This window comes from Streptococcus marimammalium DSM 18627 (assembly GCF_000380045.1).
Taxonomy (GTDB): Bacteria; Bacillota; Bacilli; order Lactobacillales; family Streptococcaceae; genus Streptococcus; species Streptococcus marimammalium.
The window spans coordinates 137,072-154,765 of record NZ_KB904340.1; the positions used below are offsets into that span (position 1 = coordinate 137,072).

The 17,694-nt window shown below is 30.4% G+C and carries 20 protein-coding genes; 6 read left to right on the top strand and 14 right to left on the bottom strand.

Annotated features, from left to right (window positions below; all coding sequences use genetic code 11):
• Nucleotides 1–3: 3 nt before the first annotated feature.
• Genes pta through yjbM form a run of 4 tightly spaced genes read right to left on the bottom strand, consistent with a single transcriptional unit; the run spans nt 4 to nt 3,367 of the window.
• Nucleotides 4–990, bottom strand: coding sequence for a phosphate acetyltransferase (pta, locus tag A3I1_RS0102160; protein ID WP_018369684.1), 987 nt, complete (start codon nt 988–990; stop codon nt 4–6).
• Nucleotides 974–1,891: an RluA family pseudouridine synthase gene (locus A3I1_RS0102165; protein ID WP_018369685.1), complete on the bottom strand. Its 918-nt coding sequence runs from the start codon at nt 1,889–1,891 to the stop codon at nt 974–976. The genes pta and A3I1_RS0102165 overlap by 17 nt, the downstream gene beginning before the upstream one ends.
• On the bottom strand, nt 1,888–2,721 hold the full coding sequence (locus tag A3I1_RS0102170; RefSeq protein ID WP_018369686.1) for an NAD kinase: 834 nt from the start codon (nt 2,719–2,721) through the stop codon (nt 1,888–1,890). The genes A3I1_RS0102165 and A3I1_RS0102170 overlap by 4 nt, the downstream gene beginning before the upstream one ends.
• Nucleotides 2,696–3,367, bottom strand: coding sequence for a GTP diphosphokinase (gene yjbM, locus A3I1_RS0102175; protein WP_018369687.1), 672 nt, complete (start codon nt 3,365–3,367; stop codon nt 2,696–2,698). Before yjbM ends, A3I1_RS0102170 begins: the two co-directional genes overlap by 26 nt.
• 93 nt (nt 3,368–3,460) lie before the next feature.
• On the opposite strand from yjbM, the gene A3I1_RS0102180 reads away from it, so the two are divergent.
• From A3I1_RS0102180 to A3I1_RS0102200, 5 genes are all read left to right on the top strand, one after another.
• Nucleotides 3,461–4,030, top strand: a complete 570-nt coding sequence (locus A3I1_RS0102180; protein ID WP_018369688.1) for a CYTH domain-containing protein — start codon at nt 3,461–3,463, stop codon at nt 4,028–4,030.
• Between the two features lie 83 nt (nt 4,031–4,113).
• Nucleotides 4,114–5,091 (top strand): ribose-phosphate diphosphokinase, encoded by a 978-nt coding sequence (locus A3I1_RS0102185; protein ID WP_018369689.1) that lies wholly within the window; start codon nt 4,114–4,116, stop codon nt 5,089–5,091.
• A 2-nt stretch (nt 5,092–5,093) separates the two neighbouring features.
• On the top strand, nt 5,094–6,221 hold the full coding sequence (locus A3I1_RS0102190; protein WP_018369690.1) for a cysteine desulfurase family protein: 1,128 nt from the start codon (nt 5,094–5,096) through the stop codon (nt 6,219–6,221).
• The gene (locus tag A3I1_RS0102195; protein WP_018369691.1) at nt 6,211–6,558 is read left to right on the top strand and encodes a DUF1831 domain-containing protein; all 348 of its coding nucleotides are present in this window, start codon (nt 6,211–6,213) and stop codon (nt 6,556–6,558) included. The genes A3I1_RS0102190 and A3I1_RS0102195 overlap by 11 nt, the downstream gene beginning before the upstream one ends.
• Nucleotides 6,559–7,002: 444 nt before the next feature.
• Nucleotides 7,003–7,644 (top strand): redox-sensing transcriptional repressor Rex, encoded by a 642-nt coding sequence (locus A3I1_RS0102200; RefSeq protein WP_018369692.1) that lies wholly within the window; start codon nt 7,003–7,005, stop codon nt 7,642–7,644.
• A gap of 33 nt (nt 7,645–7,677) precedes the next feature.
• Here A3I1_RS0102200 and radC read toward each other — a convergent pair whose 3' ends face one another.
• The 9 genes from radC to A3I1_RS0102245 form a co-directional block, all read right to left on the bottom strand.
• Nucleotides 7,678–8,358 (bottom strand): RadC family protein, encoded by a 681-nt coding sequence (gene radC, locus A3I1_RS0102205; protein WP_018369693.1) that lies wholly within the window; start codon nt 8,356–8,358, stop codon nt 7,678–7,680.
• Nucleotides 8,359–8,441: 83 nt separating this feature from the next.
• Complete coding sequence (locus tag A3I1_RS0102210) at nt 8,442–9,581, bottom strand: AI-2E family transporter (protein ID WP_018369694.1); 1,140 nt, start codon at nt 9,579–9,581, stop codon at nt 8,442–8,444.
• Nucleotides 9,582–9,621: 40 nt separating this feature from the next.
• Entirely contained in the window at nt 9,622–10,446 is an 825-nt protein-coding gene (locus A3I1_RS0102215; RefSeq protein WP_018369695.1) for a Cof-type HAD-IIB family hydrolase, read from the bottom strand.
• A gap of 136 nt (nt 10,447–10,582) precedes the next feature.
• Entirely contained in the window at nt 10,583–10,876 is a 294-nt protein-coding gene (locus A3I1_RS0102220) for a hypothetical protein (RefSeq protein WP_018369696.1), read from the bottom strand.
• A gap of 18 nt (nt 10,877–10,894) precedes the next feature.
• A complete protein-coding gene (locus A3I1_RS0102225; protein WP_018369697.1) occupies nt 10,895–11,290 on the bottom strand; it encodes a hypothetical protein in 396 nt (131 codons plus the stop codon).
• Nucleotides 11,272–12,468, bottom strand: a complete 1,197-nt coding sequence (locus A3I1_RS0102230) for an alpha/beta hydrolase family protein (protein ID WP_018369698.1) — start codon at nt 12,466–12,468, stop codon at nt 11,272–11,274. Before A3I1_RS0102230 ends, A3I1_RS0102225 begins: the two co-directional genes overlap by 19 nt.
• 11 nt (nt 12,469–12,479) lie before the next feature.
• Nucleotides 12,480–12,809 (bottom strand): hypothetical protein, encoded by a 330-nt coding sequence (locus A3I1_RS0102235; RefSeq protein ID WP_018369699.1) that lies wholly within the window; start codon nt 12,807–12,809, stop codon nt 12,480–12,482.
• 274 nt (nt 12,810–13,083) lie between these two features.
• Nucleotides 13,084–13,392, bottom strand: coding sequence for a hypothetical protein (locus tag A3I1_RS07790; protein ID WP_018369700.1), 309 nt, complete (start codon nt 13,390–13,392; stop codon nt 13,084–13,086).
• Between the two features lie 15 nt (nt 13,393–13,407).
• Nucleotides 13,408–14,046 (bottom strand): GDSL-type esterase/lipase family protein, encoded by a 639-nt coding sequence (locus A3I1_RS0102245; RefSeq protein WP_018369701.1) that lies wholly within the window; start codon nt 14,044–14,046, stop codon nt 13,408–13,410.
• Between the two features lie 169 nt (nt 14,047–14,215).
• On the opposite strand from A3I1_RS0102245, the gene A3I1_RS0102250 reads away from it, so the two are divergent.
• Entirely contained in the window at nt 14,216–14,704 is a 489-nt protein-coding gene (locus A3I1_RS0102250; protein WP_018369702.1) for a prolyl-tRNA synthetase associated domain-containing protein, read from the top strand.
• A gap of 57 nt (nt 14,705–14,761) precedes the next feature.
• On the opposite strand, the gene pgfM1 is transcribed toward A3I1_RS0102250, so the two are convergent.
• Complete coding sequence (pgfM1, locus tag A3I1_RS0102255) at nt 14,762–17,692, bottom strand: glycosyltransferase PgfM1 (RefSeq protein ID WP_018369703.1); 2,931 nt, start codon at nt 17,690–17,692, stop codon at nt 14,762–14,764.
• Between the last annotated feature and the right edge of the window lie 2 nt (nt 17,693–17,694).

Sequence of the window (17,694 nt, forward strand, 5' to 3'; positions counted from 1 at the left end):
ACCTTATTGATTGTCGATAGCCTGAGCAGCTGTTATAATTGCCAGTTTATAAATATCTTCATCGTTTGAACCTCTTGATAAGTCATTAACAGGCTTATTTAATCCTTGAAGGATTGGGCCTATAGCCTCAAACATTCCTAAACGCTCAGCAATTTTATATCCAATATTTCCGGATTGAAGATCTGGAAAGACAAAAACATTTGCATAGCCAGCAACACGGCTTCCAGGAGCTTTAATTTTTGCAGCAGCTGGCACATATGCCGCATCAAATTGTAATTCACCATCAATATTAAGATTTGGAGCAAGTTCTTTGGCTATTTGAGTAGCTTGAGTAACCTTATCAACTGCAGGAGATTTACCACTTCCTTTTGATGAAAAACTCAACATAGCAATGCGAGGTTCAATATCAAAGATTTTAGCAGTTTCTGCGGTATTAACAGCAATTTCTGCTAATTCATTTGCTGCTGGATCAATATTAATCGCACAATCAGCAAAAATTAATCTTTCATTTGTTGTTTCACGGTTCATAATGAAAACACCTGACGTTCTTGAAATCCCTGGTTTAGTCTTAATGATTTGAAGAGCGGGGCGAACAGTATCTGCTGTTGAATGAATAGCACCACTAACCATACCTTCAGCCAATCCCATTTGAACAAGCATAACACCAAAATAATTAACATCTTTTAAGATATCATCGGCTTGGTCTTCATTCACTTTTCCTTTACGTAATTCTAAGAATTCTTGTTTCATATATTCAAAGTGAACATAATCATTTGGATCGATGATAGTGATGTTTTTCATTGGGAAGCCCTGTTCAATCAAAAGTGCTTTGACTAATACTTCATCTCCAAGAATAATTGGTTCTAAGATTCCTTCAGCTTTCAAACGACCAGCCGCTTTAATTACACGCTCATCATTACCCTCTGGGAAAACAATTTTAAGATTTTTACCAGTGATTTTTTCTGTTAATGTGTCAAATAATGTTTTCATTATACCATCCTTGTTGATTTTTTAAATATAGAATAACGCTTTCGAAGTCATCTGTCAAGCCACTTGAAAAGGTCATCGTTTGATTAGTAAAAGGGTCTATAAACGATAAATAATGACAATGAAGGGCTTGTCTTTTAATTCCTTTTTTTAAAGAGCCACCATAAAGATCATCTCCTAATAAAGGATGATCTAAATATGAGAAATGGACTCTAATTTGATGAGTTCTTCCAGTATGAAGCTCAATATCAACCAACTTCACTGTACCGTACTGCTCAACCACTTTAAAACTTGTTCTGGCAGGTTTACCTGATTCATGAACACGTCTTGTAATGATACTATTAATATCTCGAGCAATGGGAGCAGTTATTTCACCAATCATTGGTAAGTCTTTTTCTCCATCAACCAATGCATAGTAACGTTTCTTTATAGACTTTTCTTGTAATTGTTTATCAAGTCTTGCGTGAGCATAACCATGTTTAGCAAATAGCATTAACCCACTAGTATCCCTATCAAGTCTAGTAACAATATGGACTTGTTTGTTATCGTATCCTTGTTCAATGATATAGTGTTTAACAAAATTAGCTATGGTGTTATCATGAATGGCACTTGGGATACTTGCATAACCAACTGGTTTATTAATGACCAAATAATGATCATCTTCATAAACAATATCAAGTGAAAATGGAACAGCTCTTAATTTTTCATATGCTTCTTCGCTAGGGATTTCAACAGTAACAATATCTCCTTTACTAAGATCATAAATAGCATTTTGTTCAATACCATTTACCCAGATATTACCACCTTTATATTTGATTTTAGCCAATAACCCTCTTGAAATATCATGTTCTTTTAGAAGACTTTTTACTTTATAGGATCGTTTTGCTTTAAATTCAAATTTCATGAATCATCTTCTCCGATAAAAGCATCTTTTACACGTTGCCAAAAACTTGTATGGCTTACAGTTTCAACAAAGTTTACTTTTTGATCAGCAATTTCAAACTCTATTTTGGCAACATTCTTATAAGAAAATGTACGATTATCAATTGATATAATATAGTTTCCTCTTCTTTTAGGAATAATTTCTATTTTATCTTTTTTGGGAACAACAATAGAACTACCCAGTGTTCGATAAATACGATTATTTAAGCTAGCTATTTCTGTTAATTGAAGAGCTTCAATAGTAGGATGTAAAACAGCTCCTCCTAAAGATTTATTATAAGCCGTACTTCCAGTCGGGGTAGATACAGAAAGCCCGTCACCTCTAAAGCGTTCTAGCTTAACATGGTTAATAATCACATCCGCCACCATGGTCTTTTCAACTCGTTTAATCGTACCTTCATTAAGTGCAAGAGCTGTGATAACTCTTTCATCTAGTAAGGTAATAGTTACTTTTAAAACAGGATAAGTTACCTTATTGCCAATATCAAGACGCAAACGTTCTAAGAGTGTGTCTACTTCAAAATCTTGATAATCAGTATAAAATCCTAAATGACCGGTATGAATGCCAACAAATCTTACTTTATCAAGTTCATTTTCATACATATGAAATGCTGATAAAAGCATGCCATCACCACCTATTGTAATAACAACGTCAGGATTTTTTTTACTTAAATAAAATTTAGGGTCATTGCGAAAAGCAGTGAATAGTTTTGAGGCAACACGCTTACTTTCGTATTTTCCATTAGCAATTATTGCTACTCTTATCTTATCTGTATAATTCATCTGTGTCATCACTATTTCCTACACCATCGTTTAATTTTCTAGTTTCTGAGTCAAATAAAAGCTGTGCTTCTCTAATATCATCTCTAATTTTACGCATTTCTTCATCTAACTGAAAAGCCATTTTTGCAGTAATTTCTAATCGATTTTTTATTTCCTCTGGAAATTCACCCTTATATTTGTAATTCAAAGAGTGTTCTATTGTAGCCCAAAAATTCATTGCTAAGGTTCTAATTTGAATTTCAGCTAAAATTTTTTTCTGTCCCAAAATTGTCTCAACAGGATATTCAATTATAACGTGATACGAACGATAACCACTTTCTTTTTTATTGTTAATATAATCACGTTCAACAACAATGTTCATGTCTTTTCTATTTCTTAATAACTCAAGGACTTCGTATATATCATCAACAAACTGTACCATAATTCTAAGTCCAGCTATATCTTGCATATCAGTTGCTATTTTTTCTTTACAAATTGATCGCACAACCATTTTTTCTTTAATACTCTCAACGGATTTAACACGTCCAGTAACAAACTCTATTGGAGAGTGTAATTTTTTTTTTCTAAATTGCTTTCTAACACCTCGTAACTTAATTTTAAGTTCTCCAACTGCTTGAATATAAGGATCTAAAAACTCTTCCCAATTTTCGACCATCAGAGCCACCTCTCTTGTAAAAATATTAATTTTTTTATAAAATTAATGTAACAACTTATTATACCATAAAAATAAGAGTTAAAGGATACTAGCATGAATCATTTAGAAATTGAATATAAAACATTACTAAGTAGTGAAGAATTTAAGGCACTCGATAAAAAATTTTCTCATGTTCCCATAGTAACACAAACTAATTATTATATTGATAACTCCAATTATGATATTAAAAAGCAAAAAATGTCTTTACGTATAAGGATTTATCCCACTTCAGCAGAAATGACTCTGAAGGTTCCACAAAAAGTTGGTAACTATGAGTATAACCTACCACTAACGTTAGACGAAGCAAACAAACAAATAAGACATCTGCAAATTCCCAATTCAAAAATTAAAAATATTTTAGTTAATGCAAAAATTGATTTATCAACAATTAAGGTATGGGGTTCTTTAACTACTAAACGACGTGAAACACAACTTGAAATTGGTTTATTAGCATTAGATCAAAATACCTATGAAGGAATAAGTGATTACGAATTAGAATTAGAAGTATCTGATGCAAAAAAAGGAAAATTAGATTTTGACACCTTTTTAAAACAACATTATATTCAGTTTAAATATGCAAAAAGTAAAGTTGCGAGAGTTTACCAATATTTAAACAAAATTTAATTTGGTACTTTTTTAAAAAAAAACTGAAATATTTAAGCTTTTTTGTTAAAATAGACTTATTAAGCAAAAGGAGTAAAACAATAATGACACAACGTTATGCTGACAAGCAACTAAAACTTTTTTCACTAACGTCTAATACTGAAATTGCTGAAAAAATTGCAGAGGCAGCTGGTATTCCTTTAGGTAAACTGTCATCAAAACAATTTTCAGATGGTGAAATAATGATTAATATTGAAGAAAGCGTTCGAGGGGATGATATTTTTATTATCCAATCAACTAGCTATCCAGTTAATGATCACCTATGGGAATTATTAATTATGGTTGATGCCTGCAAACGTGCTAGTGCACACTCTGTTAATGTTGTCATTCCTTATTTTGGTTATTCTAGACAAGACAGAATTGCAGCTGCTCGAGAACCAATAACTGCAAAGTTAGTTGCAAATATGCTTGTAAAAGCTGGAGTTGATCGTGTCCTAACATTAGATCTTCACGCTTCTCAAGTCCAAGGATTTTTTGATATTCCAGTGGATAATCTCTTTACCATTCCTTTATTTGCAAAAAATTATGTTGATAAAGGCTTAACAGGTGATGAAGTTGTTGTTGTAAGCCCTAAAAACTCTGGTATTAAACGTGCTCGTGGACTTGCCGAGATTTTAGATTCACCGTTAGCTATTATTGATTATACTATGGATGATAGTGAGCGTGAAGAGGGTTATATTATTGGAGATGTTTCAGGAAAAAAAGCCATTATAATTGATGATATTCTTAATACTGGAAAAACTTTCGCTGAAGCTGCAAAAATTCTTGAGCGTGGAGGTGTGACTAAAATTTATGCTGTTGCTAGCCATGGTTTATTTGCTGGTGGTGCAGCTGATATTTTAGAAGCGGCTCCAATTGAAGAAATTATAATTACAGATTCTGTTAGTTCAAACGTTCGCATCCCTAACAATGCACACTATATTTCAGCAAGTAAACTAATTGCTGATGCTATTATTCGTGTTCATGAAAAACAACCACTCAGTCCTTTATTTGCTTACCATGCTGAGAGTGAAGAAAGTTAATAATGACTTATTTTGATAACGCAGCTTCTACTTTTTTAACTGACTCAGTCATCAAAGAAATGACTAAAGTGATGACTATTAAAACTACTAATCCTTCTAGTATTCATAGTTATGGCAGAAAAAGTAATCAACTTTTAAGAAAAGCTAAAGAAAAAATTGCACATCTTTTGAAAGTTGAGTCTAAAAATCTTATTTTAACTTCAGGTGCAACTGAAAGTAATAATACTGCTATAAAAGGTTACGTTTTAGCAAATGAGAACAAAGGTAAGCATCTCATTACTACTAGTGTTGAACATCCTTCTGTTATTGAGGTCATGTCTTACTTGGAAAAAACTTTCAACTTTGAAGTAACCTATCTCTCTCCAATTGATGGAACAATTAGTGTTAAACAAGTTAAAGACGCCTTAAGAGACGATACTATTTTAGTTAGCATTATGCATACTAACAATGAAACTGGGCATCAATTTCCGATTAAGGCCATTGGAGAGTTATTGAAAAATCATCAAGCTGTTTTTCATGTTGATGCCGTTCAAGCAATTGGCAAAATTCCTTTATACCCTAAAGAACTGGGGATTGATCTCATGTCTATATCAGCCCATAAATTTCATGGTCCAACTGGTGTAGGAATTTTATATTCAAAACCATTACACATGGTTAAAATGCTTCATGGTGGTGAACAAGAAAATAAACAAAGAGCTGGAACTGAAAATCTTATAGGCCTTACTGGTATGGCTCAAGCATTAGAGGACAGTTTACTACATCACAAAGAAAATTATCATTATATTAAAACACTAAGAGAACTTTTTTTAAAACATTTAGAAGGTGTTTCGTATTATCTCAACAGTCCCATAGATGGCTTTGCTTATATTGTTAATATTGGTTTTCCAAACGTTAATAATTCTATTTTATTAACCCAGCTTGACTTAGAAGGTATTGCTGTCTCAACAGGTTCAGCTTGCACTGCTGGTAATATAAAACCAAGTCATGTCCTTGAAGCTTTTTATGGAAAAGAATCAAAAAAAATAGAAGAATCCATTAGAATCAGTTTTTCAAAATTGAATTCTCCAGATGAAATTATCCAACTAACAACAAAATTAAAGAAAATAATAGGTAAGAAAAATGGCATTTGAAAAAGAAATTTATTTAAAAGATAGCCAATATGGCTATAGAATTAGTCCTAATATTAAAAAATATACATTACATGATACCACATTTATTCAAAATAAGGTTGGTAATTATGAACTCAATCGTTTACTTGAGAAAGTTCCTAACTCAAAAGAAGGTTTTCCTCTTAAGATTACAATAAATTCTGAGTTAACTGGTTTTAAACTCACAATTACAGATAAATCAGGCTTTCGTCATGTCAATATTTTTAAATCAGATGATCATAAAATTCTACAAGAAAAATTTTATTTCTTAATGAATAGTCTTGTTGACAGAGAAATTTTTGAAAAATTTGAAATTTAAAATAATCGTACAGACTTTTAAAAGTTTAACTATAATTTTAATAGTAAAAAGCGTTTTGTGAAATACAAAATGCTTTTTTTTAATTATATTAGCTACATTTTTATTAGCAAAATTTAAAATTTCAAATTAACATTATTATCTATTCATTTGCTAAATATCATTTTCTTAGTAAACTTCATAAAATCAAAATAGTTTTCATCTATACATTATTTCATAATAATAATATTATTGAAATCTCTTACTGCTAGTATCTGGAAAAACTCTTTCTAAAAGGTGCTTCAACACTACAAAGTTATTTAAGAATAATATTCCTTAACTCAAATTTTCCAAGTATTTTTAGTAAATACCAACTTTTAAAATAATTTAAAATATAAGTATTATTTGTTGCATTTTTCACAATCATTTTTTACAATAGTCTTATTAAGAATGAAAGAGAGATTTACAATGGCTTCTGATAAAATGATACCAAATGCAACAGCAAAACGTTTATCACTATATTATCGTATTTTTAAGCGTTTCAACGCTGATAATATTAAAAAAGCAAATTCAAAACAAATTGCCGAAGCAATAGGCATTGACTCTGCAACTGTTAGAAGAGATTTTTCTTATTTTGGTGAACTTGGACGCCGTGGTTTTGGGTATGATGTACAAAAATTAATGAATTTTTTTGCTGACATTTTAAATGATAATGCTATTACCAATGTTCTTTTAGTTGGTGTTGGTAAGCTTGGTGGTGCCCTCTTAAATTATCGCTTCCATGAACGTAATAAGATGAAAATTACAATGGCATTTGATGTTAAAGAAAATAATTTAATAGGTACAACTACTCCTGATGGCATTCCAATTTATGATATTTCTGATATAAAAAAATATATCAAAAAAACTAATATTAAAACTGCAATTTTAACTGTTCCAAGTAATAAAGCTCAAGAGGTAGCTGAAATTCTTGTTGATGCTGGAATTAGAGGTATTTTAAGTTTTTCACCTGTCAATTTAACACTTCCAAAAAGTGTTGTCTCACAATATGTTGATTTAACAAGCGAGCTTCAGACGCTACTATACTTTATGAATCATAATGAAGAATAATCACAAACAGTAGATACTATCTACTGTTTTTATTTAGAAAAAAACTCCTTCTTCTCTAAAGCTGTAATAATTTGATTGACCTACGATAATGTGATCTAAGAAAATAATACCTAAATCTTCACAACTTCTTTTAATTTTGTTAGTAAATCGTTGATCATTTTCACTTGGGTAACAAGAATTAGAAGGATGATTATGCACAACAATTAATGAAGTTGCCATAGCCTTGCATGCATAGTGTAAAATTTCTCTTGGTTCTGCAATGGATCGTCTTACTGTTCCAATAAATATTGTTTTTTGTTCGATGATTCTATTTTGAGTATCAAGATAAATAGCTCTTAGTTCCTCTTGTTTTTTATCTCCTAACTCAAGCATCATTTGTTTTGCTAATTTTTCACTACTAAGCAACTGATCTGTTTTTTTAATTTCAGCCTCTTTAATTCTTGTTGCAAATTCAATCATGGCTTTTATTTCAATGGAACGAATATGTCCTATTCCAAAAATATTTTGGAGTTCTTGCAAAGAGAGCTGTTTAAAAGCACCAATTGTTTTTACTTTTATCAAAATAGAGTTTGCCATATTTAAAACAGACTCTTTTTTATTGCCTGTTCTTAAAATAATAGCAAGTAGTTCTTGGTTACTTAATTTTTCTGCTCCTTCTACTACTAAACGCTCTCTAGGTAGTAGGGCTTCTTTTTCAAAATTTATCTTATACATAAATCACCTCTATTTTTATATTCGTTTTTAATATAAAAAACCTTATTCAATTGAATAAGGTTTCATTGAGAATTTATGATATTTTATTCCATTATCATATTTTCTTTAGCTGCATCCTTTTTGATCTGTTTTTTAGAGACATTATCCTTAATAATTTGATAAAGACTAGCTGATAATGGTACAGATAGTAACATTCCTAGTACTCCATATAATGAGGCTCCTATAGCAATTGAAAGCAACACCCACATCGATGGTAAACCAATTGAGCCACCTACTACTCTTGGATAGATAATATTACCTTCAAATTGCTGTAAAATAACGACAAAGATGAGAAAGACAAGAGCTTGGGAAAGAGACTGTGTCATAATGAGAATAGCACCAATCGTTACACCTATGTAAGGTCCAACAACAGGGATAATGGCTGTAAAGGCAATGAGAATACCGATTGTTGGAGCATATGGTAAGCCAAGAAGCATCATACCAATAGCTGATAAACTACCAAGAATCATTGCTTCTAAAGTTTGGCTAACAAAAAAACTATAAAAACACTTGTTCAAAATATCTGTTACATAATGAATTTTTTCTTCATATTGCTCTAAATAAGTTGCAATTAGTAGATTAAATTGGTACTTAAGTTTTTCTTTATTCCCTAAAACATAAATAGAGAACACAAGACTAACAAAGACCGATAGTAAGGTTGAAGCAATTGAGGTCACTGAAGATAAGACACCAGTTAAGACTGATAGAAATTGTTCTAAAACTTGTTTACTGTACTGACTAATTAATTGACTAATTTCAGTTTCAGTACCAAATAATTTTAAAATTCTTGATAATAGTTCATTATTTTGTAAATCATTGATAATCTTTTGAACTTCTGAAGGATTAATAGAGAGTAAAGACTTTAAACTTTCAATCAAATCTGGCAAAACAATAGTAAAAATAAGTGTAGCAACAATAATAAATGTTGCATAAGCTAAAAGCATAGCAACTGTTTTTTGAACATTTTTAAAATTTTTGGGTGGGAAAATCATTGAAAATAATCTTTCATACGCAGTCATCACAATATTAATGACAAATGCCATTGCTGCCCCCATTAAAAAGGGCGTAGCGGCTTGAAAAAGTGTTCTTAAAATTCCTTCGCCAGTTGACCAATAAGTCATAATCCCATAACAAAGTGCAAAAGTCAAAATAACGTAGTAAAAATAAATTTTGTTTAACTTCATTTTTTCTCCTTAAATGATGAGTACTAAAAAGGAATATTTCTTAGAGACCAAGGACTTGTTCTTCAATGATTTTAAAAACTCCATTATCGTGATTACTTGGAGCAAGAAATCGAGCACTATCTTTAACAATTTGAGGTGCATTTCCCATAGCATATGAGTATTTAGCTAATTTTAGCATTTCAATATCATTATGAGCATCACCAAATGCCATTATTTCTTCTTCTTTAATGTTCCAATTAGCCATAAAATGCTTTAATCCCCAAGCTTTATGAATTCCAGTTGGTGTCACATCAACTGCACCGTAACCACTTGTTACAGCGCTTAGTGGTCCTGTAAAATTATGGTTAAACGATGTAATAATCTCATCTTCTTGATCAACAGGAATGGCCATATTAATTTTAAAAAAAGGTTCATCTGGAAGTTCTGAGAATGATCTTATCGTTTTTATCCGACTTAAAAACTTCTCAAGCTGTTCTTTTTCAATAGCTGATTTTGAAAAATCGAATTTTGCTCCTTCAAGTACATAAGAGGAATTGGCAGTGGAAATCATCACACGATAATCAAGTAATTTGTCATGGTAAAAATCTAAAAATTCTTTAACAAGGCTATCTGAAATTTCTTTACGAATAAAAGTTTTTCCATTTTCTAATAAATGTGATCCATTTTCAGCAACAAAACTTAAGTCATCGACTAAACCATTAAACATTAAAGAGAGGCGTTCCATATTATTTCCTGTTGCTACTAAGAATTTAATATCTCTTTCTTTTAGGGCACTTAACATTTTTTCAAAACGAGAACGATCATAACTACCTTTGTTATCTAACAAGGTACCATCCATATCACAAGCAATGAGTTTAACTGACATTTAATAATGACTTCCTTTCAAACTAATCATCAAAAGATGATTTTCTTTTACAATATTATACCATAATGACACAAAAATAGGTGATGCAAGAAAATGCATTACCTGTTCATTAATCACTATTACTAATCAATAAAACTTATAAATCAAGATAATTTTTACTTTCTGATGAAACAGTCTCGCGAACTTTTCGAGACCATTCTCCTTTAATGGAGGCATCAAACTGACTATTAATGAATTCCAATTGTTCTTTCGAATCAATACCAACATTTTTAATTTTGCTATCGAATTTTCCCTCACTCAATTTTAAAGAAATGAGTTTTTCACGAGAATAAAAAAATTTAATCAGTTGTTTTTCTAAATTTTTTTCAATAGTAATGTAATGTTCTACAGAATCACTAAAAAAGTTTTCAATGTCACTATATATGCTCATAAGTCACTAATCTCCATTTTACTCTGACAAGAAGGATTTTTTATCTGCGTATAATCTGTCTAATTCTTTTCTTATTTGATTTTTGCGATCTAGAAAATTTTCTTCTGCTAATCTAAAGTCTTTATTTAACTGTTTTTTCATCTGACTATAAATATCTTCTGAATGATTGAAATAACTATGAAATAGTTTATCAAGAGCCATTGTTTCTTCAATCGGATGCTCTATTTTTTGAGTTAAATGACGATAAACAATATCTTTTTTACCTTTAAACATCATTTCTAACTGATCTTTTTTATTTTTTAATTGATTTAGTTTATTTTCATAGTTCTTTTGTTTTTTAGCAAAGTCATCATTAATGTGTTTAAGCAAATTTTCCTGATTTTTGATTTCGTTCTCTAAGTCATGTTTGTCCATTTAGTAAAATCCTTTGCTAACTGTTCATCATGTGATATTTTTTCTTCGATACCGTTTTGAATGGATGTCTTTATATTCTCAATTACTTGATCAATGTCTTCTGATTTTTTTAATTTTTCATCAAAATGAGTTCTTGTTGTTTCAACAACTGATGAGTATGTCACTCCCCCTTCAGCATAAGCATCTCTGACTTCAAAAGGTGATAAGATAAAACCAAAAGGAACTTGTGACGTTTCATCCCATATTTTTTCAGCTTTAGAAACAGCTTGATTTCGAAAACCTTTAACCTCTTTAACTGCTTGATTGGTAATATTGGTTAAATTTTTTGCCAACAAACTTGCATTTTGACTATCTAAAAAAATCTCTTCATTTTTAGTATAACCATGGGCTGATAAGAGTCTTTTATAAATAGATAATGTAGAAACATCCACTAAAGCTTCACGATAATATATATTATCAGTAGCAACTTGACCTTTGCCATCAATTACTTGATTATTCTTATTAAATTGCCAAAGTTTTAAATTATGACTTTTTGATAAATCAGAACCATAATCAATGTAAACAGCGGTTTTAGTCATGTTGCCCGTAATGCCTCCGATAGCATCATTGTAATTTCTATAGTTAATAAACTGATAGGGGTGCAATCTCATATACTCTTTTTCTTCATCAGTTATCAAACTAGCAATATCCGGACCATTAAATCCAGTATTTAAATAGCCTTTTTTTAAAGCTACATAAAGACCTAAAGATTCACCTAGAGAGTGACCAGTGGTTGTGATAACAGAGTTTGGGTATTTTTCTTCAATCATGGTAGCAAAAGCTAGCGCAGAAAAAGCTTGGGAGGTAAGACCATTTGTAAAAGGTTCTGAAGAGGGAATAATGTTACCAGTATCTCCTAAGCCAATCGCAGTAATATCCGCCCACAAATCTCTAATATCACTACTATTGGTACCAGCATAGGCAATCACTATATGACTTAAATCAGGCTCACCATCAACAATAGGAGCCACTGCCATGGCTTGCATTCCATTAGTCGCATCAACAGGTGGTTCAATGACAATGAATTTATCTTCAGCCACTAAGCTACCTTTTATAATGGGTTCTTTGCCTTTTTCTTTAGTTGAATCTACATAATAAGCATCTTCTGAAATAGAATTATATTCTTTATCTGAAATCATATGTCCTTCTCTTACTTAATATATTTCAATTTTACTGGTAATTCTGACAAATTATTATCAACAGCTTTTCTTTTGAAATTTTCTGGTAAATAGTTTGAAGTTCTAATTTCGTTGTTATCACTATTTAGAGAAAAAGCCATATTGTATTTATTGTTGGCAGACAATACAACTCTCCAATAGCCAGTCATTGAATTTTTTTCAAATTGTATAATCTCAATTTCTTCTATATCATCACCGTTGGTTAAATCGTAGCGGTTAATAAAATACAAAGCGACACGTTCTTCTTGTTCTTTCATCCAAATACCATCTTCCTTTTTAGTGTCGTTTAGACTAAAAGCCATAAATACTCCTCCTATTATCACTAAGGGTATAAGGATAAAAAGTAATTTTTTTCTCAAATCAACTACCTCCTTTAATAGATAATAATTTTGTTGAAATTCATCAAGAAAACAAAATTATGTTCTTTTACAATATAATACCATAATGACACAAAATCATTTGAAATTTTTATTTAATTTATATATAGTTTTTCATCTTTCACCTTATATATTTTATTTTAAAAGGTAGTACTTTTAAATTATCGTCAACTTCTTTTTTTGTAAATTCTTTAGGCGATTAATTTGAAGCCCAAATCTCATCATTATAATCATCAAGTGTAAAATCAATATAATAATTATTATTAATGAAAAGAGTAATATACCAAGAGCCAGACAATGAATTATTTTCAAATTCAACCAATTCAATTTCTTCTATATCATCACCGTTGGTTAAATCGTAGCGATTAATAAAATACAAAGCAACTCGATCTTCTTGTTTTCTCATCCAAGCATCTTCTTCTTTTTTAGAGTCATTTAGACTAAAAGCTGTAAATATTCCACCGACTAAGATCATTGGTATAAGGATAAAAAGCAATTTCTTTTTCATAACAGATTCCAATTCTTATAGCAAATTAGTTTGATTAATCAACTCTGCAAGGATTTGATAGCCCTTGTCTGTTAGATGTAGTCCATCCTTTGTATAGGCAACTGTTAATTGTTCCTCATTATTTAAAAAGGCATCATGTGTTTTTAAAAGTGTCACCCGTTCAAATTGAAGTGTCAAGTTCTCATAAGCATTATTCAAACTTGCAATTGTCTGATTATCTCTCATACCAAATCTGCTTAAATCAAATTCTACTGTATTGACGGGAAGAATTTCCAATAAAACAATTGTCAAATATGAATACTTTTCTTTAATTTTTTTAATAATTTGTTTTATGTTTTCAACTGTTTTTTCTTTCGGTATTGAAAGCCCAATATCATTAGTACCAATTAAGATAAAGACTGTTTCTAGTTTGTCGCCAAAAACATGAGTATCTAAATAATCGAGTAAATTTTCTGAAGTATAGGCAGAAATTCCTCTATTAGCTATGACTTTAGATGTTTTAAAATAGGTTTCTAATTTGAAAAATTCGACAATGGAATCGCCAATAAAGATAACCTCTGGAAATCTTAAAGTACCTTTATTTTCAATTTGATAGGCTTGCCTTTTATCGTTTTGAATTTTAAAATAATACTTCATCATTTTTTCATTAGACATTCTTAGTTGACCCCTTTGATATTAAACAATTAACATTTTAATGCGATACTTAAGCTATTATACCATAAGATATCTCTATTTAAATAACTTTTTAAACTTGCAGAAATTTCTAAAAAAAGCTACTATGAAACTAAAAGAAACTAAAAGAAACTAAAACAAAGGAGCTTATATGAGTTTATATCTTGAATTAATTAATAAGCTTGACAACTTGAAAATACCTTATGAAATTGTTTCTCATGAACCAGCTTTAACCACAAAGCAAGCTGACTCTTTTATTGAAGGAATTGAGGGAGTTCGAACAAAAACACTCTTTTTGACCAATAAGAAAAAAACAGCCTTTTATTTAGTTGTTATGGATGATCAGAAACGTTTAAATTTAGACCATTTTAAAAAAATCATTAACGAAAATAGAATTAAATTGGCTTCTGAGCAACTCATTTTTAAAAAAATGTCATTAGAACCAGGGATTGTCTCTCCTTTTGGCTTATTGTTTAATCCTACTCATGATATTAAAGTTTATTTTGACCAAGAGATTCTCTCAGAAGAAAAAATGAGTTTTCATCCTAACACTAATGATAAAACAATTTTTATTGCAACAAACGATTTACTAGCTTTTATAAAACACTTAGACTACTTCATTCATGTTGTTGACTTATAAATGACTTCGTAATAAAAACAACCAAAATAATGGTTGTTTTTTAATTTATGAATCATTTTAATAAAAATTATTTTTTTTATCTTTGTACCATAAGAATAAAATTATAATAATTGATAATGAAGAGACCGTTAAGCCAGTTTTTAGGCCTTTTGGAGAATAATGCATTTCTATATCGTGTTTTCCTGAAGTGATTGGAAAAGATAAGAGACTGTTCCAGGCTTTTGTAGTTTTAACAACCTCTCCATCTACTGTAACGGTCCAATCAGCACTATAAGGAATACTTGTCATCATGACATCGCTATTATCAGTAATATCGACAAACCCCTTGATTGATGTATTAGTCCATTCGCTGACTGTCATACTTTGTTTTAATCTATCAGCAACTATTTTTTCAATTTCAATATTATTAGCTCTAACAAGACCAGCATTTTCAATATTAATCTCATCATCTGAAAAACGCATTTCAAGGACTGTTTCTTGTCCCTCAGTACCATGTGTCAGTTGCCAAAGTTGTTTTTGTGAATAAGATTTTTGATTAGTTAGCCATTTATTATTTAATAAAATTGACAAATTATCGCGTTTAGTCTCTAATCCTGATGGAGTTAGGAAATAATAAGTAAATGAACTTTTTGGAATAATTTTAAATCGGATAATACCCAATTGACTTTTATCAATTCGATTATAAACAGGTTGCCCGTTCGGGCCATCAACTTTCTCCATGTTTTCAATTTCAATGTCAGAAAAACTAAATTGTTCAAAGTAATTAGAATTAGTTCCTGCCATTGATTTCAAGATAATATTTTGGTTGGCAACAGGATTATTTAATCCAAATATAATACTTTGGGTAATCTTATTTGTTCCAAAAGCGACAGAGAAAACATTAGGATTTTCATAAACAAGATAACGATCATTTTCATCAATTTTATGATAGTAACTTGTTAAGTCAAATCGACTAGAATTCTTGTTGAAAAACATCTTTTCTGGATGCTCATCTGCTTCTTCTTGTGTGTGGTCTTTCACATCAATATAGTATCTTACACCAAATAAAGCATCAGTCAAAAGCGTTCCATTGGTGTATTGGGTTGAAGCATTGACACCTATATCGCCTAAGTAAGAAAACAAATCCATGGTTGAGCGCTCCAAGCTAGAACTAAAGCTGCTTAGTCCTGGATAAGAAACTAAACTTGGTGTTGTCCTCGAATAAGAGAAGGTTGTTCCAATACGGTAGAATCCTACATCACTTTTGTCTTGGATTTTATCTGTCACTTCTTTGACCGATAAGGTTGCATCTGTAAACTTATCTGCATCAGCATAATAAAGCGTATATTGGGACAGATAAGCATTGAGACCTAATTCAAAAATTGTTATTCCATAGATAAGGGTCCATAAAAATCGGCTTGGTCCATAAAAATAGAAAAGTAAAATAAGTAGCCATGTCAACAGAGTAAAGACTACTTGTGTCAGTAGAAACCCTTTAACTAATAAAAAGTATTCGGCTGGAATCATTAAAAAACTAATTATTATTAATAAACTACGCTGTAATAAGCTGTATTCTTTTTTTTGCCATATAAAATAGCTACTAATAATAGGAATAATTGTAAGTAAAAAAAGAATCACTCTTGAATTTTCGATCACAAACGTTGTGATTGTTTTAATTTGTTTAGGAGCAATATAAGTATAGGATTGTGTCAAAACATAAGTAACTGATGCCAAAATCAAAAATAAACTAAAGAAAAATTCTTTCTTATTTATTTTAAATGTTGTCGTAAGCACTTTGTGAGCTATTAAAATAATAAAAAATGAGAAAATCCATGAAAAACGATAAAAGAATCCAGCCGGATTTTGTCCCATGTGCCAAATTTTGCTAGTAAATTCGTTAACAAATGAAATAAAGAAGACAATAACTATGATGCCAGCACCAATTTTTTGATAAAGATGTTCTTTAACATGCCTGAAATAAAAGAATGAGCTAATGAAAGACAGTGCACCAACGTATATATTAGGAAGACTTGGTCCTTTTGACCAAGAATCATCATCAAAACCACCAATCATTACTTTTGATATTATATCAAGTGGATTAATCTGGAAATTCCAGCTAAATAACATGGCACCGCCAATTGCTCCTTTACTTTCTAATAAATTTAAGAAAATAGGGTATAAAAGGAAAAAGACACTTGTAATAGCAATGATAGAATAAAAGGCTGTTTTAAAGAGTGGTACAAAGAATGATAGTGCTTTATCTTTTAAAGTTCCATCTATAGAAAACTTAGGTAAAAGATAATAACATGCGTATAAAACAACAAATAGACAGATCATATAACCCATGTAAAATTGTAAAAACATGGTTAAAGCTAAAGTTAAAATATAGCCGAAAGGTTTTTTACCATCAAGTGTCTCTTCTAGAGTGAGAATAACTAGTGGTAGCATAAACATGGCATCATAAAATAACACATTCATCTGGTAAGACACTAACATCCCTGAAAGAGCATATGATAATGATAAAAGTGGAACTATAAAAGCTTTACTTGATAAACCCTTATAACGTTTAATGAGTAGATGACTAAAACTCAATGAAATAACACTGTATCTTAATAAAATGGTGAGAAATACTGCCCATTTAAACTGAGAAAGCGGTAATATGATATAAAAAATATTAAAAGGACTAATCAGATAATAACCTAAAATTCCAATCATTGGCCCACCAATCGATTTGGTAAAGGAATAAAAAAATCCAGACCAATCTCCAGTTAAAATAGTTTCTTTGAGAAAACCATAAAAACTAATATATTGTTGTCCAAAATCAACTGCCATCAAAGTTTTTTTACCAAAAGGAAAGATACCCATAAAAAACCAAACAATAAGCATGACAAAAATTGGTAGTAAGGCACTTGAAAGATAAGTGATTGCTTTCTTATGATTTTTAAGAAATGGTAAATGGTTTTGATATAATTTTTTGAGAAAACCCACTAAATGAGTTATTTGAGTCATTG